Origin of the sequence: Niabella yanshanensis (genome assembly GCF_034424215.1) — a bacterium.
Lineage (GTDB): Bacteria > Bacteroidota > Bacteroidia > Chitinophagales > Chitinophagaceae > Niabella > Niabella yanshanensis.
Map to the genome: position 1 here is coordinate 3,554,312 of NZ_CP139960.1, position 22,559 is coordinate 3,576,870.

The 22,559-nt window shown below is 44.1% G+C and carries 15 protein-coding genes; 10 read left to right on the forward strand and 5 right to left on the reverse strand.

Annotation, left to right across the window (positions count from 1 at the left end; all coding sequences use genetic code 11):
* The first annotated feature begins 48 nt into the window (after positions 1–48).
* On the forward strand, positions 49–3,591 hold the full coding sequence (locus tag U0035_RS14815; RefSeq protein ID WP_245957771.1) for a SusC/RagA family TonB-linked outer membrane protein: 3,543 nt from the start codon (positions 49–51) through the stop codon (positions 3,589–3,591).
* A gap of 24 nt (positions 3,592–3,615) precedes the next feature.
* Positions 3,616–5,325 carry a RagB/SusD family nutrient uptake outer membrane protein gene (locus tag U0035_RS14820; protein ID WP_114791950.1) on the forward strand — a complete coding sequence of 570 codons (1,710 nt, stop codon included), beginning with the start codon at positions 3,616–3,618 and terminating at the stop codon, positions 5,323–5,325.
* A 94-nt stretch (positions 5,326–5,419) separates the two neighbouring features.
* On the opposite strand, the gene pheS is transcribed toward U0035_RS14820, so the two are convergent.
* A complete protein-coding gene (gene pheS, locus U0035_RS14825) occupies positions 5,420–6,460 on the reverse strand; it encodes a phenylalanine--tRNA ligase subunit alpha (RefSeq protein ID WP_211316486.1) in 1,041 nt (346 codons plus the stop codon).
* Between the two features lie 172 nt (positions 6,461–6,632).
* On the opposite strand from pheS, the gene metF reads away from it, so the two are divergent.
* Together metF and rlmD are read left to right on the forward strand one after the other, a co-directional pair.
* Positions 6,633–7,592, forward strand: coding sequence for a methylenetetrahydrofolate reductase [NAD(P)H] (gene metF / locus U0035_RS14830; RefSeq protein WP_114791949.1), 960 nt, complete (start codon positions 6,633–6,635; stop codon positions 7,590–7,592).
* 151 nt (positions 7,593–7,743) lie between these two features.
* The gene (gene rlmD, locus U0035_RS14835) at positions 7,744–9,183 is read left to right on the forward strand and encodes a 23S rRNA (uracil(1939)-C(5))-methyltransferase RlmD (protein ID WP_114791948.1); all 1,440 of its coding nucleotides are present in this window, start codon (positions 7,744–7,746) and stop codon (positions 9,181–9,183) included.
* A gap of 97 nt (positions 9,184–9,280) precedes the next feature.
* Here rlmD and U0035_RS14840 read toward each other — a convergent pair whose 3' ends face one another.
* The 4 genes from U0035_RS14840 to U0035_RS14855 form a co-directional block, all read right to left on the reverse strand.
* The gene (locus tag U0035_RS14840) at positions 9,281–10,720 is read right to left on the reverse strand and encodes a glycoside hydrolase family 183 protein (RefSeq protein ID WP_211316485.1); all 1,440 of its coding nucleotides are present in this window, start codon (positions 10,718–10,720) and stop codon (positions 9,281–9,283) included.
* Positions 10,720–12,477, reverse strand: a complete 1,758-nt coding sequence (locus U0035_RS14845; RefSeq protein WP_114791947.1) for a RagB/SusD family nutrient uptake outer membrane protein — start codon at positions 12,475–12,477, stop codon at positions 10,720–10,722. Before U0035_RS14845 ends, U0035_RS14840 begins: the two co-directional genes overlap by 1 nt.
* 11 nt (positions 12,478–12,488) lie before the next feature.
* Complete coding sequence (locus tag U0035_RS14850) at positions 12,489–15,656, reverse strand: SusC/RagA family TonB-linked outer membrane protein (RefSeq protein WP_114791946.1); 3,168 nt, start codon at positions 15,654–15,656, stop codon at positions 12,489–12,491.
* Positions 15,657–15,798: 142 nt separating this feature from the next.
* Positions 15,799–16,860 carry a hypothetical protein gene (locus tag U0035_RS14855; RefSeq protein WP_114791945.1) on the reverse strand — a complete coding sequence of 354 codons (1,062 nt, stop codon included), beginning with the start codon at positions 16,858–16,860 and terminating at the stop codon, positions 15,799–15,801.
* Between the two features lie 619 nt (positions 16,861–17,479).
* Between U0035_RS14855 and U0035_RS14860 the strand changes: the two genes are divergently transcribed.
* The 6 genes from U0035_RS14860 (at position 17,480) to cysS (ending at position 22,547) form a co-directional block, all read left to right on the forward strand.
* The gene (locus U0035_RS14860; protein WP_162817942.1) at positions 17,480–17,638 is read left to right on the forward strand and encodes a hypothetical protein; all 159 of its coding nucleotides are present in this window, start codon (positions 17,480–17,482) and stop codon (positions 17,636–17,638) included.
* Between the two features lie 19 nt (positions 17,639–17,657).
* A complete protein-coding gene (locus tag U0035_RS14865; protein WP_162817941.1) occupies positions 17,658–17,819 on the forward strand; it encodes a hypothetical protein in 162 nt (53 codons plus the stop codon).
* Positions 17,820–18,008: 189 nt separating this feature from the next.
* Entirely contained in the window at positions 18,009–18,656 is a 648-nt protein-coding gene (locus U0035_RS14870; RefSeq protein WP_114791944.1) for a rhomboid family intramembrane serine protease, read from the forward strand.
* Between the two features lie 45 nt (positions 18,657–18,701).
* Positions 18,702–19,640, forward strand: a complete 939-nt coding sequence (locus U0035_RS14875; RefSeq protein ID WP_114791989.1) for a rhomboid family intramembrane serine protease — start codon at positions 18,702–18,704, stop codon at positions 19,638–19,640.
* A gap of 63 nt (positions 19,641–19,703) precedes the next feature.
* Complete coding sequence (locus U0035_RS14880) at positions 19,704–20,816, forward strand: endonuclease/exonuclease/phosphatase family protein (protein ID WP_114791943.1); 1,113 nt, start codon at positions 19,704–19,706, stop codon at positions 20,814–20,816.
* A gap of 216 nt (positions 20,817–21,032) precedes the next feature.
* Entirely contained in the window at positions 21,033–22,547 is a 1,515-nt protein-coding gene (gene cysS / locus U0035_RS14885) for a cysteine--tRNA ligase (RefSeq protein WP_245957769.1), read from the forward strand.
* Positions 22,548–22,559 lie beyond the last annotated feature (12 nt).

The window sequence follows — 22,559 nt, forward strand, 5'->3', positions numbered from 1 at the left end:
GCCACTTTACCGGAGCAATTCCTATTGTTTAACTCTAAAATCAAAAGTATGAAAAAAAACGTACTGAAGGGTTTTCTATTCCCTTCAGGGGCGCTGCTCAAAACCTTGCTTGTTATGAAGCTTGCTATTGCAATTGTGTTGTTTACTGCTTTTCAGGTACAGGCCGGCAATGCCTCGGGCCAGGGTATTTCTCTTAACCTAAAAAACACTGATGTTAAAACCGTGCTTGCTGCTATAGAAAAGAGCACGCGTTACCGGTTTATTTACAATTATGAGTTAAGCGGTTTAAAAGCCCAGCTGGATTTTAAAGCCAGGGAAGCTTCTTTAACAGAAGTGTTAAACAAGCTTCTGGAAGGGAACAACCTTGCCTACAAAAAGCTCAATAGAAATCTTATAGCAATTGTTTCCACGATTGATGAGGAGAAAAGACAGGTTGAAATCACAGGTAGGGTAGCCGATACGAAGGGCGATCCGATACCAGGTGCGTCAGTTACCGAAAAGGGAACAAGCAATGGTGTTGTTACCAACAATAACGGGGAGTATAGAATTACTGTGGGTGATGGCGCTGTATTGGTGGTGAGCGCTGTTGGCTTCCAGCAACAGGAGATAATTGTTGGCACACAAACAGAGATAAACGTAGCGCTGGAAACTTCGGTATCGAGTTTAAATGAAGTGATCGTGATCGGATATGGAACGCAACGTAAAAAGGATCTTACCGGTTCGGTGGCAGTGGTAGATATGAAGGAGTTGAAAGCACAGCCTGCTGCAAGCCCGTTAGAAGCATTACAAGGTAAAGCTGCCGGGGTGCAAATTGTAAATGACGGATCACCAGGCGCTACACCGCAAATTCGCATTCGTGGTTTTAGTACGATTAACAATAATGATCCTTTGTTTATCATAGATGGAATGCCTTACCAGGGTAAGCTAAGCTGGTTGAGTTCTAATGATATAGAAAGCATGCAGGTGTTGAAGGATGCGTCAGCGGCCTCTATATACGGATCAAGAGCAAACAACGGTGTGGTGATCATTACTACCAAAAAAGGCAGGTCGGGTAAACCGCAGGTTAACCTGGATATCTACTACGGCAGCCAAAATCCTAACCGTAGCAGATTCCCAACTTATTTAAATCCACAACAATTCGCCGATTATTTGTTTACGGGTTACAGAAATGCAGGACTGGATCCGACTCAGACCGATTATTACGGAACCAACGCCAATCAACCTACCTTACCAGAGTATTTATTGGCAGGCGCTGTTAACGGGCAAAAGATCACCGCTGCAATGGTCGATCCGTCGCTTTATAAATACACAACCAGCCAGAGTACTTTTTACCAGATAACCAAAGCCAACCAGCAGGGTACAGACTGGTTTAGAACCATTACTCAAAATGCACCCATGCAGAACTACCAGCTCACAGTGAGTGGCGGTACAGAAAAGTCCAACTATGCAGTAAGCGGTGGCTACCTCAACCAGGAGGGTATTGTAAAGCATACGGGGTTTAAGCGTTATACCATAAGAGCCAATACCAATTTTACTTTGTTAAATGACCGGTTACAGTTAGGTGAGAATATCCAGTATTCAAGAACCCAGGGCGTTGGATTTGCAACGAATGTAAATACACCTGGCAGTTATATGGGCGAAGGCTCCCCTATAGGTTGGGCTTACCGTGTTCAAACCATTATTCCTGTATATGATATCATGGGCAACTTTGCAGGTAGCCGGGGTAATTTGTTGGGAAATGCAGAAAACCCCCTGGCAGTGCTGGTGCGCGGAAAAGATAATTTAAACACCAGTAACCAGTTTTTTGGAAGCGCTTTTGCCGATCTTAAAATCCTGGAAGGCCTTCATTTAAGAACGACCTACGGTGTCAGATATGAAACATGGAACGGTGTCTCCGTAACCTATCCTAATCCTGAACGTGCAGAAGGTAGTTATGATAACCACTCCTTTAGCGAAAATATGGGTTGGGGTACCGACTGGACATGGTCGAATACATTGACCTATAAAAAGCAGTTCAACGAAAATCATGAGCTCACTATTCTGGCAGGTACTGAAGCCATCAAGGCAAATGGCCGGATACTAAGAGGTTCCGCTAATGGTTTTTACCTAATGGGCGATATGAACTATTATTATATGAATACGGCTAACTCCTCGCCCGTAGCAGCCAATGATATTATACAACCCAGTTCGCTATACTCTATATTGGGTAGGGTGGATTATAGCCTGATGGATAAATACCTGATTTCTGCTACACTACGCCGGGATGGTTCTTCCAGGTTTGGCTCCACCAACCAGTACGGAAATTTTCCTGCCGCCAGCGTGGCATGGCGTCTTTCCAATGAAGACTTTTTCAAAAGAGTTACCTGGATCAATGATCTGAAACTTCGTGCGGGCTATGGTGTTACGGGTAACCAGTCCATTCGCGATTTTGAATATCTGAAAAGATTACAGGCTTCTCTTAACAATTCATTCTATCCCATTAACGGCAGCTTATCCAGCGGTGTGTGGATCGCCAATTACGATAATAAAGATGTAAAATGGGAACAGGCCCAATCTTTAAATCTTGGGATAGATTTTACTTTATTTAATAATAAGTTAGGGGGATCCTTCGATGTGTATAATAAAAAGACGAAGGACCTGTTATATGTATTGGACCTGCCGGCGCAGGCAATCGGAGGCGGACAATCGCCGTTTGTGAACCTCGGCAATATGAGTAATAAGGGATTTGAAATAGCATTGAATTATAACTATACAAGTCTTTCTCCAACCAATCCTTTTTCATTAGATCTCGGAGTAAATTTTTCGAGGAATATCAATGAGTTAACCAAGCTGGCCGACGGCGTAAAAAGAACCTTCCTGTTAAGTAACCGTTCCGTACAGCCATCGGTGCTACAGGCTGGACTTCCATTTGGTGCCTTTTACGGGTATAAGGTAGAAGGATTATTTAACTCTGCAGAAGAAATTGCAGGTGCAGCTACACAGCCAGGGGCGCATCTGGGCGGTTTCAGGTATGCTGATGTATCGGGGCCCGACGGTACACCTGATGGAGTGATTAATGATGATGACCGTACTTTTATCGGAAATCCGCACCCCGATTTTATTTATGGGTTCAACGTGAATGCCCGCTATCATAATTTCGATGTTGCCTTATTTTTCAACGGCTCTCAGGGCAACGACCTGTTTGATATGACAAGGCTGTACACAGACCTGAGTTTGTTTGATGGGTCGGTAAGCGACAGAATGCTGGATGCCTGGAGCCCCACCAATACCAATAGTAATATACCGGCTCCTTACAGGGACCGGCCCGCCATCGAGATGCTCTCCAATAGTTATTTTGTACAGGATGGAAGTTATCTCAAATTGAAACTGTTACAGATAGGCTACAACTTTAAGTTTAAAGGTACACTGCAGGATAAGGTTAAAAACTGCAGGCTATATGTAAGTGGCACTAATTTATTCACGGTTACCAACTACACTGGTTTAGATCCTGAAGTTACGTCCTCACCCGGAACCTGGGCGGCGCCGGGGGTAGATATGGGAATGTATCCCATGTCGCGTCAGTTCCTGATAGGCTTAAATGTTACATTCTAAACCTTGACCTAAAAATATACAACGATGAAAAATTTACATAAATCTATTATTGTCCTCTGCCTGCTATTCATTGTTTACTCCTGTGGAAAGGGCTTTTTGGAACAGAAGCCACAGGCCATTCTTTCGGAAGAACAATTGAAAGGAGCCAAGGGAGTAGAATCTGCATTGATAGGAGCCTATGGTATCATGAACGGAAATATCAGCGGAACCTGGGGCAACTATTCAAGCTCGCCCAGCCAATGGCTATTTGGAGAAGTGGGTTCTGACAATGCACACAAAGGAAGCAACTCGCTCGATCAATCTCCCATGAACGATATCGAACTGCATCGTGTTAATCCCTCGAATGATAACTTACCTACCATGTGGCGGGTTTACTACGAAGGCATTGGCCGCTGCAATTTGACACTTAGCCTGTTAAAAGCAGTACAGGAAGGAAGCGGTGAAAAATTAAGCGATCAGCGGGCTAAGGAAATTACAGGGGAAGCAAGGTTGTTACGGGGACACTATTACTTTTTCCTGGCCAGGGTGTTTCGGGACATTCCTTATGTAGATGAAACCATGAGCACCCAGGAGGCTGCCAAAGTTAAAAATGATAAGGATGTATTCCCCATGATAGAGGCCGACTTTAAGGCTGCCATTGATAACCTGCCTGCCGACAAACCATTGGGCGATGTGGGCCGGGTAGACAAACGCGCGGCACAGGCTTATTTGGGAAAGCTTTATCTCTATCAAAAAAAATATGCAGAAGCCTTACCCTTGTTCCAGGAGGTGATCAACAATAAACCGGCCCTAAGTACGCTTGCTTTTGATGCGAATTTTAATATCAAAACAAAGAACGGACCTGAAGGTGTGCTGGTATCCCAAAGCATTATAAACCCTGATGGTAGCGGTGATAATGGAAATGTGGGTGATATGTTAGGCGGTCTTTATGGCGGGCCTATTAACTGTTGCGGATTTTTTCAGCCTACGGTAGACCTGGTTAATTCCTTCAAAGTCAATGCCAGTGGTCTGCCGCTGCTGGATGGAAGTTATCGCGACAATCCCTACGTATCGGACCAGGGCTTAACAGGCGCTGCAAAAGACAATTATAAAGTAAATACGGCCATTGCCTTCGATCCCCGCCTGGACTATACAGTGGGCAGACGGGATGTAAATTATCGCGACTGGGGTGTGTTGCAGGGTTCATGGATACGTGACCAGGCTTTTAGCGGTCCTTTTGTGGGCGTTAAACAAATGATCAATGTTGCAGATATGGATGGAAATGTATCTCCCGGTGCCAGTAATATCACCGCACAGAATGTAAACATTATCCGCCTTTCTGATGTATACCTGATGGCTGCCGAATGCGCAGTTGAAACCAATGCGCTTCCGTTGGCACTGACCATGGTCAATGCGGTAAGGCAGCGCGCAGCCAGCTTGCCCGCCGTGAAGGCCGGCTCTGGTAGTGCTGCTGCACAATATAATGTAAAACCCTATGCTTCTTTTCCCAACCAGGCTTATGCCCGTAATGCCGTTCGGTTCGAAAGAAGGTTGGAACTGGCGCTGGAAGGCCACCGGTTTTTCGACCTGGTACGCTGGGGAACTGCCAAGTCGGTGTTGGAGCCATTTATGGAGTTTGAAAAAAAATATGTGGCCGCTTCACGTACTATTACTTATACGGATAAAAACAATTATTTGCCACTGCCACAGGAACAAATAGATCGTGCACAGGGCGCCTTAATCCAAAATCAATAACCATTCTGCCCTCAAAAGAAAATTCCCATCCGAACGGATGGGAATTTTTATATCACTATTGTGCACTTAGTATTATTTAATAACTAAACCAGCGCTAAGTGGCGCTTGTAAACTGCTTTAAAAACCGAACATCATTCTCGCTAAACAGGCGGATATCATTAATGCCATATTTCAACATGGCCGGACGTTCTACGCCCATACCAAATGCGAAGCCGGTATATTTCTCAGGATTGATACCGCAGTTCTGTAATACATTGGGATGTATCATACCACAGCCTAAGATTTCTACCCAGCCCGTTTTTTTGCAAATGTTACAACCGGTGCCACCGCAAATAAAACAGCTTACATCCATTTCCGCGCTCGGCTCTGTAAAAGGAAAATAAGATGGACGGAAACGTACCCGAACATCCTGGCCGTACATTTCTTTCACAAAGAAGTAAAGCGTTTGCTTTAAATCGGCAAAGGATACATGCTCGTCGATATATAATCCTTCAACCTGGTGGAAAAAGCAATGGCTCCTGGCACTGATGGTTTCATTACGGTAAACGCGGCCCGGGCAAATCACACGGATCGGTAACTTTCCCTTCTCCATTTCGCGTATTTGTGTGTTACTGGTATGGGTACGCAATAACCAATCTACAGCGCTGTTTTCACCTGCATCCACATAGAAGGTATCCTGCATATCGCGGGCCGGGTGATGTTCCGGCATATTCAAAGCTGTAAAGTTGTGCCAGTCATCTTCAACCTCCGGACCTTCGGCAACCGCAAAGCCTAATCTCTGGAAAATAGAGATGATCCGGTTGCGCATCAGGGAGATCGGATGGCGGCTTCCCAATGGCGTTTCATCACCTGGAAGACTCAGATCCATCGAATCCGACAGGCTTTCGGTCCCGGAATGGGCTTCTTTTAAAGCCTCGAACTTTGCTTCGGCAAATTGTTTAAATTCATTCAGGATCTGTCCTGCCTCACGTTTTTGTTCATTGGGCACGTGCTTCATCTCACCCATGGTTCCCTTTACAAGTCCCTTGGTTCCCAGCCACTTAATACGAAACTCTTCAACCCGTTTATCGTCTGCAGCAGTAAAAGCATCAATCTCGCTTTTATATGCGGCTATCTTTTGTAACAAATCCTGCATAGGCTGCAAAGATAAAGCAATGTAGAATGGAAAATATTGAATGTAAACGAAAAATGAGTACTGGTGTAAGACTTTCTGAGAAGGGAATAGGCATCTCATAAAGTTACGAATATTTAATTTATCCTTGTTTTATGAAGCTAACCGTAATTTTGCACCCTAGAAAAAAACAGGAATGAAGGTAATTGATCACATTAACAGGGCAAAAGAGAAGAATGAAACCCTGATCTCTTTCGAAATACTTCCGCCGCTCAAGGGAAAAGGAATTGAAGGATTGTATGAACATTTAGACCCGCTAATGGAATTTAAACCTGCCTATATCAATGTTACCTACCACCGCAGTGAGCACGAGTTTAAAAAAAATCCCGACGGGAGCTTTAAGAAAGTTACCATTCGTAAACGTCCCGGTACCGAAAGCATTTGCGCTGCTATCATGAATAAATATAATGTTGATACGGTTCCCCACCTGATCTGCGGCGGATTTAGTGTGACAGAAACGGAGGATGCTTTGATCAATCTGAATTACCTGGGTATTGATAATGTACTGGTATTAAGAGGTGATGCGGCTAAAAATGAAACAGCGTTCATTCCCCAGCCGGATGGTCATTTTTATGCAGTTGACCTGCTAAAGCAGGTAATCAATCTCAATAACGGTGTTTATTTAGAAGAAGAACTGCTGAATAGTCGCAAAACTTCTTTCTGTATTGGTGTGGCCGGCTATCCCGAAAAGCATTTTGAAGCGCCGAATATGCAAACAGACCTGGCTTACCTGAAAGCAAAAGTAGATGCAGGCGCCGATTATATTGTAACACAAATGTTTTTTGATAACGCAAAATATTATGCATTTGTGGAAGCCTGCAGGGCCAATGGCATCAATGTTCCCATTGTACCCGGATTAAAACCTATCTACAATAAAAAGCAACTAACGATGTTGCCGAAAATATTTTCTATTGATCTCCCACAGGAGCTTTCGAAAGAAATTGAAGCCTGTAAGAACAATGCAGAAGTGGAGAAAGTGGGTGAAGACTGGTTGCTGGCGCAGAGCCGGGATCTAAAGAAGAATGGGGTGCCGGGTTTACACTATTATACTTTAGGTAAACCTGGTATTGTAGCGAATGTTATACGAAGACTCTGATGCTGCATCCGGCAATGCGTTGGAGTTCATCTTTCAAAATATAAATAATTTTATGTACGATGTTTATTGTACAATGTACGTGCAGCAAATAAGAATACTATATCGTACAACAACATCGTAAATCACACATAAATAATAAATCGCACAAATATTGGCTCGTAAAAAGAAAAATATAACGCTCGAGAACGTATTAATTGAGGATTATGCGGCAGAAGGAAAATCACTGGCTCGCTTAGACGGAAAAGTGATTTTTGTAGAACAGGTGGTACCTGGCGACGTGGTAGACATATGCCTTACCAAAAACAAAAAAGACTGGGGCGAGGGCTGGCCTTTACGCTTTCATTCCTACTCCGACAAAAGGGTCGATCCGTTTTGTGCCCATTTCGGAACCTGTGGTGGTTGTCAGTGGCAGATGCTGCCGTATGACCTGCAATTACAGTATAAGCAAAAACAGGTACAGGATAATTTAAAACGTATCGGGAAGGTACAGCTACCCGAAATCTGGCCGATTATTGGCGCAAAAAGTATTACGCGCTATCGCAACAAAATTGAATATACTTTCGGTACGGAAGAATTTCTTACCAAGGAAGAATTTAATCGCCGTAAGGCGGAAGCACAGGTCTCACCGTTAGAAGCCGGGGATAGGAAAAGCCCCGGGGCTGCAGGTTTTCATGCCAAAGGATCCTGGAGCAAAGTGGTAGATGTACAAACCTGCCATTTGCAGGCAGAGCCTACCAACGATCTCAGGTTGGCGATCAAAAAATACGCATTCCAAAACGGCCTTAGTTTTTATAATCTGCGGGAGCAGCATGGTTTTTTACGCACCATGCAGGTACGCCTTTGCGAAACAGGAGAGTGGATGGCCAATATCATGGTAGGGGAGGATGATCCTGAAAAGATCGAGAAACTCATGCAGTTTGTATTGCTGCAATTCCCGGGTATTACTTCATTGCTGTACACGGTTAATACTAAAAGAAATGATAGCCTGCACGACCTGGAGCCTGTGGTATACCATGGTAAGGGTTATGTAATTGAGCAACTGGAAAACTTTCAGTTTAAAATAGGACCTAAATCTTTTTTTCAGACCAATACCCGCCAAGGGGAAGAATTATACCGGATCACGCGCGATTTTGCTGAATTGACAGGTAAAGAGACCTTATATGATCTGTACTGCGGCACAGGAAGCATCGGTATATTTTGTAGTCAGAATGCAGGAAAAATCATAGGAGTAGAAATGATCGACGCGGCTATTGAAGATGCCAAAGAAAATGCGGCGCTTAACAACCTGGACAAAACCCATTTCTATGCCGGCGACGTGATTAAGGTTTGCGATGATGATTTCTTTGCCAAACATGGCCGGGCAGATGTGATTATTACCGATCCGCCGCGGGCAGGTATGCACGAAAAACTGGTGCAGAAGATAAATGAAATGGCAGCGCCTACAGTAGTGTATGTAAGCTGTAATCCTGCTACCCAGGCGCGTGACCTTGCTTTGCTGGATGAAAAATACGCGGTGACTAAAATTCAGCCGGTGGATATGTTCCCGCATACCTTGCATATTGAGAACGTAGTGCAACTGAAGTTGAGATAGTATATAACAAGGTTTAGTATACCTTTCAATAAAATAGCCCGGAGCAAATGTTCGATACATAACATCTGTTCCGGGCTTTGCTTGTAATGATGCTGTCCTAAAAAGCGCCCATATCGGCGAGTTCTGCTTTCATGAGGAAAACATTGTAAGGCATCCACATCGACATCAGGAAATACAGGTTATCGCCTGTTGCAGACAGGGGGTGCAGGTAAGAGCCATATAACTGCGGATAGGCAGTACCTGCAGCCAGCTCGTATGGTTGGCTCCAGGGCCCGGTGATATTTTCTGCTGTTCGCATGGTAATGTTGTACCGGTCTTCACTAAAGTAGGTAAGTATCCATTTTTTATGGGTGGTATTGTAAACAAAAGAAAGCTCGCCAACTTTTTCGTTGATGAGGATACCGGCGGCCGACTCGTTACCAGTTACCCATTGATTGCCCGAACTGTTCCAGTATTCATACCGGCTTTGGTTTTCAATATCAGCTTCTTTAAACCGGGCTAAGTAGGCCGGGTTAATTCGCCCTGCGTGGGTACCCATCATGTACACATATCCATCCTTTTTAAAATACCCTGCCATACCAAAATTGCTGTTGGCAGCAAACAACACCGTTTCACATTTTTTCCAGGTTCGCCCATTGTCTGTCGATTTAAACAGCCCCGAATGATTGGTGATCCAACCTGTCCAGTTCCTGATATTGAAATAATGAACATAATCCGCTCCGTTAACCCTGATAGCCGCAGATGGTATAGACGTCAGGTTGCCATTGCCCGACTGATCTTTTCCTCCCGGAACCAGTTCACGGGCCGTGCCTGCATTATCTGATACCATACTGCTAAAGGTAAGACCATCCTCTAACTGATTATCCTTGGAAAATGCCAGCACATTAGAGCGCCAGCTACCGCCGTTTGGACCGGGATTGGCAGTATTGGGAACAAAGTCTTGCCCAAAAGTGTCGCCAAAAAATATCCCATAATTGTTGGGTTCCATCTCCCACACAATGCCCAGGTCGGTGCCTCCCACATTCCATTTGGTAGCAGTATTATTTGGATTGGGAAAGGATTCGTTTCCTATGGACTTACCGGTTACCCTGGCTACGCGCTTCATACTTCGTATAAAAAATCCCCAGCGATTGTCCACCTCCAAGGCCAGTGTGTTGGATACATTCCCATCTTTATAATGTGCCTTTAACAACAGTTTGAATGATTGGGGGTCTGTAGCCTGGATCGGATAACTAAAGGTGTAAGACGACGACAGCTCACCCCGGTTTATTTTATTATTGTAACTGTTACCCCCACTTTTGGTAACTGAGATGTATTCTATAGCATCCAGGTTTTTAAAGCTTAAAGCAGCAGAAACTTTTTTCGTTTGCTTATCGGGGACAAGGATGGTTTGAGTTGCCATCAACTCGTCGGTGGGTACAAACACATCCTTCTCACCATCCTTTTTACAAGCCAGTAGCAGGCAAAGAAAGTACACCCATATAGTGCGGGCTATAGGTGTACTTTCCTGATCCGCCATTAGGTATTTTCTAAACATTAGTATCCGGGGTTTTGTGTGTAGTTACCTTTAGCCCAGTTGATCTGGGGCTGTGGTATGGGGAAAAATTCATCGCGCCCTGATGTGAATTTCGCAATGTTCATCCAGGCAAACCTGGTTTTTTCAATAGCGAAGTAGTCATTCATCGTTTTCTCTAAAATTCCCCAACGTTGTAAGTCAAAGAAACGGCGTCCTTCTCCTGCCATCTCCAACCGGTTTTCCCATTGCATGGCTTTCAGGGCAAAATCTTTGGTCCAGGCACAATTAACACCGGGTTTATAAGTTTCAATACGGTAATTCAACACAGGCTGGCCGTTACTTTTTACCAGTCGTCTGGTACTGTTAGCAGCTCTCTGGCGAATCTTATTAATAGGCTCCAGGGCCTCCATATGCCTGTCCAGCTGAATAAGAAGCTCGGCTTTCCACAATAGCACTTCATCATACCGGATCATTCGTTTGTTCATCGAATTAAATTGCCAGCCATCATATAATAAGCATCCGCAATTAGGACGCGGCAATTCTTTAATCGATTTAAAATAGCCATATTCTGCGGCGTTACGAACGCCTTTACTTTCAAAGATCAGGTTAGGGTCGTATTTCCAGGGCAGGCCAGGCGCAGCAATAGTGTGGCTAAACCGGGGATCAAAACTATTGCTGGTAAAGTAAGTAGCAGGGTTATCCATATAGCTGCCGTTGTTATAGGTATCGAACAGGGGTAAACCGTCAGCGCCGGTTTTAAATGCATTACCCATGGCATAGCTGATATGATGAAAACCGCAACAGGTAAATCCGCCCCATTGAAAGGGATGATTCAATCCCTCCCCCCGGTTTATTTTTCCACCCGTGGAGCTGCCGTCGTTAATCGAATATTGAATTTCCCAGATAGACTCTTTGGTTTTATTATCAAACTCCACTTCGAAGTTGTCAGAGAAATCAGCCTGTAAGCCTACTTTAGCGCCTTCCTGGCCGGTGATCTTATTGATGTATGTTAGTGCTTCAGTCAATCTGTCTTTATTAATGTTAACTACTTTATGCATGTCGTCCTGCTCGTAGGCCATAAACATCAGTGTTCTTGCAACCATTGCAGTGGCAGCATTTTTATCAACCCTTCCTTTGTCCTCCTGCGTATCAGGTAAACGGCTTTCTGCATCTTTAAAGTCGTTCAAAATTTTTTCCCATAGATATTGATCATTAGGGTGGGTTTTATCCCTGTTGGGAACCGCCTCAAATTCTGCCGTTGAACCCACTACATTCTCATCGATATAAGGGATATATTTAAAGAACTGTTTGAGCCTGAAATGTACAAATGCGCGAATGAACTTCACTTCACCAATGCGGGCGTCCCGGGATGGATAGGCTTCAGCGCTGATCAGTTGCAATTTCTGTATGGCTGTATTACAGCGTTGAATAATCTGGTAAGATACATACCAGGGATAGTCCAGAGGCCATCCGTTTGGATTTAAACCAACAAAGGTTTCCATGTTATGCCAGCCATCGCCATCCCAGGTTCCGCCACCTCCTTTATACGAATCGTCAGCGCGCATAGAGCCCGACCACCAGGGAGAAAACGGAGAATCAAAAGATGGAATATCGGTCATTCTCGCATAAGCTGCAGTCACAAAACCATCCATGTCTTCAGGCTTTGTCAATAGTCCTTCATCCAGCACCTGCTTAGGTGCAACATCCAGGTACCTGTCACAGCCTGTAAAGAATAGGGTTAAAAAGGCGGATAATAAAAAGTAGGTATACTTATTCATTGTAAAATAATTTAGAATGTAACATTAAGTCCCAGGGTATAAAAAGCGGGTGTCAGGTAACCGTAGCCCGGCATCTCCGGATCAAAACTGGTGAATTGGCTGTTTTTAATGGTCAGGATATTCCTCGCTGATGCATATACTCTCAGGTGCTGCATCCGGGCGCGCCCCGATACTTTTTTAGGCAGTGTATAACCCAATTCAATATTCCTCAGTTTCAGGTAAGAGCCGTCTTCTACAAAGTAGCTCGACATACGCAACTCCGCATTTTGATTGGAGTTAGAGATCGCAGGAATATCGGAGTTTTGATTGTCGAAATACCAGCCCCCTAAAATGCGGGTAGGATGATTTTTATGCGCCGGCACACTTATATTCCACAAGTCCGATTCATATTTCCAGGAATTCAACACTTTGTTGCCGAAAACCCCCTGGAAGAATACGTTCAGGTCAAAATTATGATAGCCTAAATCAAAAGTAATACCACCAAAAAATTTAGGATCTAATACACCAATGTAGGTTCTGTCGTTTAGTTCTTCTATTTTACCGTTACCATCTAAGTCTTTATACCGGATGCGCCCGATGGCTTTCCCTGTTTGCTCCGCATGGTTATCCACTTCTTCCTGGGTTTTAAAAATACCATCAGCTACTAAGCCATATAAGATATTGGGACTTTTACCTACCACATTATCTTCCTTTCCATTGCCGGGGTATTTGTTAATTACATTTTCCGGTATACTAAGAATTTTCGTTTTGTAAGTTCCGATATTCGCCGAAACCCCGTATTGAAGGCCGTATTTGGTTTTGTCTTTATAACCTAATTCCAATTCAATACCCTTGTTATTCATAGCAGCACCATTGATCCAGGGCTCGCCACCTTCGCCCATCGCAGCGATATAAGGCGTTTGAACCAGAATATCGGTGGTCTTTTTGAAGTAATAGTCAAACGAACCATTCAGGCGATAATTAAAAAGACTGAAGTCGATGCCCAGGTCGGTCTGTTTAGTAGTTTCCCATCTCAGGTCAGGATTTCCCAGCCAGGTTCTCCTGTATCCGGAAAGCAGGGAACCTGTTTCATTACCCATTATGGGATAGGATGTGCCAAAATAGTCTGTAGTAAACGGTGTGGAAGTATAGCCTCTTGGCAGGCCCTGCACACTACCATTCGCACCCCAGCTGGCTCTTATTTTCAGGTCTGATATAAACCCGATATCTTCCATGAATTTTTCCTGGCTGATTCTCCATCCGGCAGAGAACGCAGGGAAAACAGCGTAACGGTGGTTCACGCCGAAAAGCGATGAGCCGTCTCTTCTTAATGTGGCAGATAAAAGATATTTCTGATCGAATGTATAGTTGGCTTTTGCAAAAAGCGAATAATACACATATTCATCTGCCGAACTGCCTAACGAGTATTTGTCACCTGTGGTAATTCCCAAATGTGCAAAGTCCCTGTCTTCCAGGTAAACACCCTCTCTTCTGGCACTAAATCCTTCCTGTACAAAGCGGGTGTATTCAATACCTCCCACTGCGTTAAAACTATGTTTACCCTTATTCAGGTTATATCCTAAAGTGTTGGTCCATACATAGCTTAGCGCATGGGATTGTCCGTTACCCACATAATTCTCGCCGTTGCTGCTGCGGCCACCTGTTTCCGACCACTCTTTATCCAAAGCACGGTTGTAGGAGTTGCCGTAGTCAATTCCGAACTGCGTACGGGCAGATATGCCCTTCCATATGTTCAGGTCCGCAAAAACATTACCGATAATTTTAACGAAATGATTGGTATTATCCTTACTGTCGGTAAGCACGCGAACAGGATTGGTAAAGTCGTCGAAGCCGGCTGCCCCTGCCCAACCCCCGTTGATATCACGAACGGGAACTGCCGGAGGATTAATTAAAGCCCAGCGCATCATAGGGCTAAACCCCGGATTATTGGGATCGTTCATATCTCTATATTGCAAATAAGATATAGCCAGGTTTTCACCAATTTTCAGCCGGTCATTAATCAGGCTGTATTCGGTATTAGATCTTATTGAATATTTTCTAAAGAAGGTATGTATTTGTGTTCCTTCATTACCAAAATACCCCAGCGAAAAAAGGCTTTTCGATCTGTCCGATCCTTTAGAAACCGTTACCTGGTGCTCTGTCATAGTGGCCGGTTGCAAAATTTCATCGAGCCAGTTGGTATTGGATCCTCTTACGGTTTTGTCTGCATTCAACCATTCTGCCGGTTTTACCGCATCCAGCACTGCTCTGCCGTCGGCATCCCTATGCCAGGTGAAATCGTAGGTGGCCGGTAAGTTCAAAGGAGTGCCGTATACCTGCTCATCATAGGCATAAGCACGAAACATAGCAGTGCCGTACTGCTCTGCATTCATCAGCTTGGGTTTTTGGATAACCTTACTCAGCGCCAGGCTGCCTGAATACTCTACTTTTGTCTGGCCACTTTTAGCCTTTTTAGTTTGAACCAATATAACACCACCTGATGCCCTGGCTCCGTAAATACTGGCCGAAGCCGCGTCTTTTAAGACCTGCATAGATTCAATATCGGCTGCATTGATATCGCGGAGATTTAAGTTTTCGGTAGGCATACCGTCCAATACGATCAGGGGGCGCACACTTCCTGATAGGGACGAGAGACCCCTGATCTGCACAGTTACGTTTTCTGCAGGGTTGCCACCATTGGTATTAATGTGTACACCTGCCAGCTTACCCTGTAAAGATTTCATAGCGTTAGCGGATGGATTTTTGGCGATATCGTTATTGGTGGCCATAGATATAGCGCCGGTAAGATCTTTTTTCTTCTGTACCATATAACCCACGTACACTTCCTCCATCAGGGCCACTTCATTTTCCAGGGTTACATCAATTACGGGGGCGCCAGCAACCGTCTTTTCCTGCCGCAGCTTCCCGGCATAGCTAAATACCAGTACGGCATCATTTGAAGGCACCGCAATTTCATATTGCCCGGCGCCATTGGTAACTGTTCCCCCGGCAGCTCCCTTTACACTAACGCTTACCCCACTCAGAGGCGTTCCAGTTTCCTTTTCAGTAACAGTACCTTTTACTACTCTGTCCTGATACAGATTTGCCGCATTAGCGGATACCTGCAAATAAATAGCCTGGCAAAAAAGTAAACAGGCTAAGATCATTTTGCATTTTACATGTATTGTTTTCTTCTTCATAATGTTTAAGAATTGGTTTCCAGTTCTTTTAAATTAAGTTTCTGTTTTCCTGCTGCTACTTTACTTAGTGGCAGCTATCCCGTTAGGTATAGGGCTTTGGGGGTGCAAATGCCGGTAGGGCGATTGATGGGTTTCCGTCTTCTCATTTTCTCTTATTTTTTATATTTTTTACAAATTTGTCTGCGGCCAGGGGGCTAACGCCAAAAACATAGGTGTTGCCCTGAGCGAACGGCGCTTTTAATTCAAAGTTTTCATAGGCAATGCCTTCCGGTATGGGTGATTGGCTGGCCCAATAAGTATAGCGGCCATTTACCAGGCCTTCCATTTTTTCGCTGTAATGGCTGCTATACCAGTATTGTGTTGCCTTTTGCCCGTAGTATTTCCAATGATCGTTAGTGCCGTTTGCATAGATCGCTTCCGATGGGTTTTTCTCATCCGGAGCCGCAATAAAATAGGCGCGGCCATTCCTGTCCTTTATAAAGCTGCTTTGGGAGAAATGTGCGTGAGGTGTAAAACCATCCTCCCGGTAATCGGGCCAAAGCTTTTGCGGGGAAACGGTTCCCGGTTGCAGGTAGAGATTCCGAAGACGTGCATAATTTCCCATAGTTGCTGTAACAATAAAATGCTCAAGAGCCCTGGAGCCCGGTGCTGCATAAGTGGTGATTTCTACCTCGTAGGGCTGATGTTCATAGAACCGAAGCCTTGTATAAACAGTTGCCCCGTTATCGAACGGCTCAGAGAATATATAAACTGTCAGCGTTTCTGTTCCGCCTGTTTTTTCAATGATGCCCGTTGCGGGAGCATTTTCCGGGACAGGGGTGGTGCTGAGGGAATCGTTAGCGCTCCAGAATCTTTTACCTCTTTGATTGTCGAGTTTACTCATTTCGAGTTCAGAAAGTCCGCGATGGGAATCGCCCTTTACTATAGGTTCGAATGCAATGAAGTTCATTACTTCTGCTTCCTTGTGACCTAAATACGGTGTATAGATGCGCAACAATCCTCTTGGGCCGGGGAAGGGCGATAATCCTACCTGTAACCCTTTGGAATGGCCCCAAACCGGTTGTGCAGGTGTACCCTGAGAAGGGCGTACCCATTTTGTTCCTTTTTGGGGCGTTGCCAGCTCTTTCCAGTTCTGTGCACCCGCCGCTGCATAAACGAGTAAAAAACAGATGCAGGAGATCAATACCGTATACAATTTCTTCATATGGGCTATCAAACTTTTTTATTATAGATGCAATCCACGGCCTATTCAAACCTGGCGAAAGGTTTTACTCCAACACAATCGCTTAACGCCGTTTGCCGGTTGTTGGGCAACAGCTTTGAAGCTGTGCCTTATGCGTGTCCAGACCAGGAAGAAAGATTCAATAACTTGTTATGCGGCTGGATTCTATTTTCACACCAATCGTTTCAAACACATTGCAAATGGCTTAATCGTTTAAGCAATTCTTAAAAAAAATATGTTTCAAGCAAAACGCGATACAAAAATAGTGCTTAAACGTTTAAATAGCCAAATTTTTAGGCTTAAAAATTAAAATTGGCCCGGGATGCCTTGGGTAAGTACTATATCGGACTTGTAACAGGCGGGTGATATTAACGATGCCCCTGTTGATAGCCGGGCTGATGGAACGACTGCAATTGCTCACTGAAGGAGCCGCCGTAAATTCTTACGCTGTTTGTAAAAGAAGCGTCTTTAGGATAACCCGGCCTTTGGTGACGAATACCTGTACAATAGGAAAAGGCTACCGTAAATAACTGACGGATAAATTTGATGAATCAGGCGGAGCAATGACGTACTTAAATGCCATGTGAGATCGTAAGGTGTTATGATGTATACACACAGGTACGCCCCCAAAGTACCTGATAACATCAGTACGATTCCTGATGTCAGCTGGCGTGGACAAACCACCAGTATGGCAAAAGACAGTATCATTAATAATGGGGAACTGATCGTATTTTCATTATACGACAACTTGGCGTTATGATGCTCATACAAAAGATGCCATGAAAATTATTGAGACTACAACAAAAGATGCAGCGCAACAGTATATGATCAGTAACGACTGGCTGCTGGAGCCCGCTATCAATTATTATAGAAGAACCCGGGGTCTAAAGCTGGCCCCAGCCGACAGGAGTGATGTAAAAGCTGATTCTCACTTTATCTAAAAGCTGAATACGGAGCGTTCTGTGAATTTTACATTATTGAAGTCATATGATGACATTCAAAGCAGCTTGTGGATTCATAAAGAGACCCTGTAGCGGAAAATTTCCGGTTTAGGTACCCCGGTTATTTGTTTTATGAAGATCGTTGCAATAACAACCGTTTTGAAAGGCCTTCCATACTATCTTTGTCACATGAGTTTTAATTACAGGCCTGCAGAAAAATTTCCGCCGGCAGTTAAGAACCTGATCCTGATTAATGTGTTGGTTTGGGTGGCCCAGTTACTTTACGACCCTAAATATGGCCTTACTGCCAAAATTGGTCTGTGGCCGGTAAGTGACGAACGTTTTCGCCCCTGGCAGTTGATTACCCATATGTTTGCGCACGCCTCCTATAATACCAATATAATTGGAGAAACCACAGGCATTGTTTTCTATCATATCCTTTTTAATATGTTTGCCTTGTGGATGTTTGGGCGCATTTTAGAAAATGTATGGGGGGCCAGGCGATTTTTAATTTTTTACATGATATGCGGCCTGGGAGCAGGGTTGGCCCATTTGCTGACAGATTCCAGCATGGCGGTAGGCGCTTCGGGAGCGGTATTTGGTATTCTGGTGGCATTCGGGATGACTTTTCCCAATACTGAACTGTATATTATGTTTATCCCCATACCCATAAAAGCCAAATGGGCTGTTATCGGACTCATAGCAATCGATCTTTTTGGTGGCATCTACCAGGTGCCCGGTGATAATATTGCGCATTTTGCCCACCTGGGTGGCGCTGCAACCGGCTTTATTTTGCTGAAAATATGGAACAAAAACAACCGGAGAACGTTATATTAGCAAATGCAGGCAGATTGGCTGCAAATTGTAAAAAGAAGATTATCTATGGCGATTTCAGATAGAGATTATGATTCACGACTTTCTTTCGGAACCAAAATAAACCCGTTAATAGTTCTGATAGGTATTGCCATGATCATTTTTGTGGTGCTCACTTTTTTCAGGGGGCTCACTTATTTAAGACTACCCGAGGGAGGAGATGTAACCGGGGTTTTTAATGAAAAAGTATTATGCTGGTTTGCACTGTCTGGCGATATTTCGAAGGCAATGCTAAAACCCTGGACCATTATAACCTATTCTTTCGCGCACACCAATATCTGGCAATTATTTGCCAGCATGATATGGCTTTGGAGCTTCGGATATATATTCGTAGACCTCACAGGTTTCAAAAAGATTGTTCCGGTTTTTTTATATGGAACGATAGCGGGTGCAGTGGCTTTCCTGGTAGCCAAGAGTTTTCTTCCTGTTGCTCCGCTGGGCACCGGGTATTTTATGGGTGGAGGCCCGGCTGTATTGGCCATTTGTGCAGCAGCAACTACTATCAGTCCTAATTATAAGATCTTCCCTATGTTAGGCGGAGGCATTTCGTTGTGGATCCTGGCCATTGTTTACTTAGCTATTGATATGGCAACCCTTCCGGTTGACAGCCCGGAGACTTATATAGCCCATTTGGCCGGGGCTTTAATGGGGTTCCTATTTATCCTTTTACTAAGAAAGGGTTGGGATGGCAGCGAGTGGATGAATAATTTATATGATTGGGTATTCAACCTGTTCAACCCCGAAAAGCCGCAGCATCGCAGAAACCAGATTAAATCGACTCTTTTTTATAAGGCTGCCAAGGCGCCATATTCGAAAACATCCAAACTTACGCAACAAAAACTCGATGAGATCTTAGATAAGATCCATCAACAAGGGTATGATCAATTATCTGAAGATGAAAAGGAACTTTTAAAAAGAGCCAGTAATGAAGATTTAAAAGGAAAGTAAAATTTATAGATTCCGCGGGGAATTCTTCTTTTACTTTTCTATCTTCCGGTTGCAAACTACATCATGGGACTTTTTGCAAGAATAAGCAATCGGGTACTGTTAGTAATAAATAGTATAGTCGTCATGGCCTTTTTATTGGCTTGCCTCAACCCGTATATTAATCCAGGGGAGGCTCCGTTGTTGTCGCTGATCAGTCTCGCTTTTCCCTTTTTACTGTTATTGGTTATCGTTTTTCTCATCTGGTGGCTTCTGGTAAGAAAAAAATGGGCGCTGTTATCCGGTATCGCGTTATTACTGGGTGGTGGCGAGATCACCAGCTTTTTTGCCGTCAACATTTTTAACTCCTTTGACGAAAAAAAGGAGAAAGACCATGTACGGGTGGCAACCTGGAATGTTGCCCGGTTCATAGAAATGGTTAAAAACAATAATATGGGTAGCCAAACCCGGTATAAGATGCTGAAGCAGATTGGCCAGGTAAATGCTGATATTTTATGTTTCCAGGAATTTTCATCGTCTGTTAGGCATGACTGGTATAACAATATTGTTGCAGTTGGAAAGGGATTGAACTATCCTTACCATTATTTTTCTCACGAGAAGGATGGCGACAGCCTGTTTAATGGCAGCGTCATATTTAGCCGTTTCCCGATCGTTGATACGGGAATGGTGCGTTTCCCACGGCCGACTTTACCCGAGGCCCTCGTATTTACGGATATCAAACTGGGTAAAAAGATGATTCGGGTGTATACTACTCATTTACAGTCTAACCAGTTCAGAAAGGAAGATCTTTCAAAAATCCAGGAGTTAAAAGGCGTTAAAGGCAATGTTTTGGGGAATGCCCGCTATATATTATCCAAGCTGAGTGTGGCCATAACGCACCGCAGCATACAGGCAGATATGATTAGCAGCATCATCAGCAACAGTCCGCACCCGGTTATTTTTTGCGGCGATCTGAATGATGTTCCCAACTCCTACACCTATAAAACGATCAAGGGCGATATGCAGGATGCCTTTTTGCGGAAAAGCTTTGGGGTGGGGCGTACCTATTCCTCTTTGTCTCCCACGCTTCGTATCGATTATATTCTTAGTGACAGAAACTTTGGGATAGCGCAGTGCAAGCGAATCACCACTAAGTCATCTGATCACTACATGGTGGTGGCCGATCTTAAACTTAAATAGTTTTAAAAACGCCCTGTTCGTCGAAAAAAAGCTTAACTGATCGAAAATCACTGATTTATGAAGAAGGTCCTGTTTAATTTTGGCGTGCACCAGGCGATTTGAGGTAATAAAAGCAATACATCCCTGGAAAACGTACCAATATCTAATCTACGTACCGGGACTTCAATCCCGGTTTTTTATTGCCTTAGATATCCGTTATTTTTGCAATCTTTAGAAATGTCAGAAGCAATGAGTGCGTTAAAAGTATATAATTCTTTATCAAGGGAAAAAGAGGTTTTTGAACCGGTTACTCCGGGATATGTGGGTATGTATGTGTGCGGGCCTACCGTGAGTGGAGAAAGTCACCTGGGACATGCAAGGCCTTATGTTACATTTGACGTGCTATATCGTTACTTAACTCATTTGGGGTACAAGGTTCGTTATGTTCGTAATATTACCGACGCGGGTCATTTTGAAGAAGAGGGGCGCCAGGCGGAGGATAAGATATCCAGTAAGGCTGTTCTTGAAAAATTAGAGCCGATGGAGCTGGTACAGAAATATACCAACCTGTTTCATTGGGCGATGCTGCAGTTCAATAATATTCCACCATCGATTGAGCCTACTGCAACAGGGCATATTGTAGAGCAGATTGAAATGATCAAAAAGCTGATCGCCGAAGGATACGCTTACGAAAAAAATGGTTCTGTATATTTTGATGTAAAGAAATATGCCGCCAATTACGATTATGGGAAGTTAAGCGGCCGAAAAATAGAGGATCTGCTGGAGAACACACGTGAACTGGAAGGTCAGGGTGAGAAAAATAATCAGGCTGATTTCGCCCTTTGGAAGGCTGCGCCGCCACAGCATATCATGCGCTGGCAAAGTCCATGGGGGGAAGGTTTCCCAGGCTGGCATATAGAGTGCTCGGCTATGGCCACCAAGTATCTGGGGAAGGAGTTTGATATACATGGAGGAGGAATGGACCTGCAGTTTCCTCACCACGAAAGTGAGATTGCACAAAGTACTATTTGCAATAACACGGCGCCGGTTAAGTATTGGATGCACAACAATATGATTACCATCAATGGCCGCAAAATGGGAAAAAGCTACAACAATGTAATTAAACTTACTGAATTGTTTAGCGGCGATCATCCTTTGCTAACCCAGGCATTTCACCCGATGGTGGTAAGGTTCTTTATTTTGCAAAGCCAGTATCGTAGTACGCTCGATTTCAGCAACGAAGCATTACATGCCTCTGAAAAAGGGCTGAAAAGATTATGGGAAGCATATGAAAACCTGATCAGGCTCCAATCACGAAGCAATGAATTGGCTGCAGATGCAGGCGACAAAGAATTGGATCAGAAGGTGAGTAAACTTGTGGACGAGTTTGATGAGTTTATGAATGACGACATCAACACGGCTAAAGTGCTGGCGAATATGTTTGAACTGGCTCCTGTTATCAATGGTATCAAAGACAAGGTAGTAAATATAACAGCTTTATCGATCAATACTTTTAATAAGTTGCAAGCTCAGTTGAAGGTTTACCTGGAAGATATCTTCGGGCTGAAAGGAGTGTCGGCTGCTGATAACGAAAAGCTTAAAGATGTAATGCAGGTTCTTATTGATATACGCCGGGAAGCCCGTAGCCGGAAGGACTTTGTAACCTCGGACTCGATACGCAATCAACTGGCGCGGATTGGCATTACGCTTAAAGACGAAAAAGACGGAACCGTTAACTGGAATGTTGAATAGCTCTATAGTTAA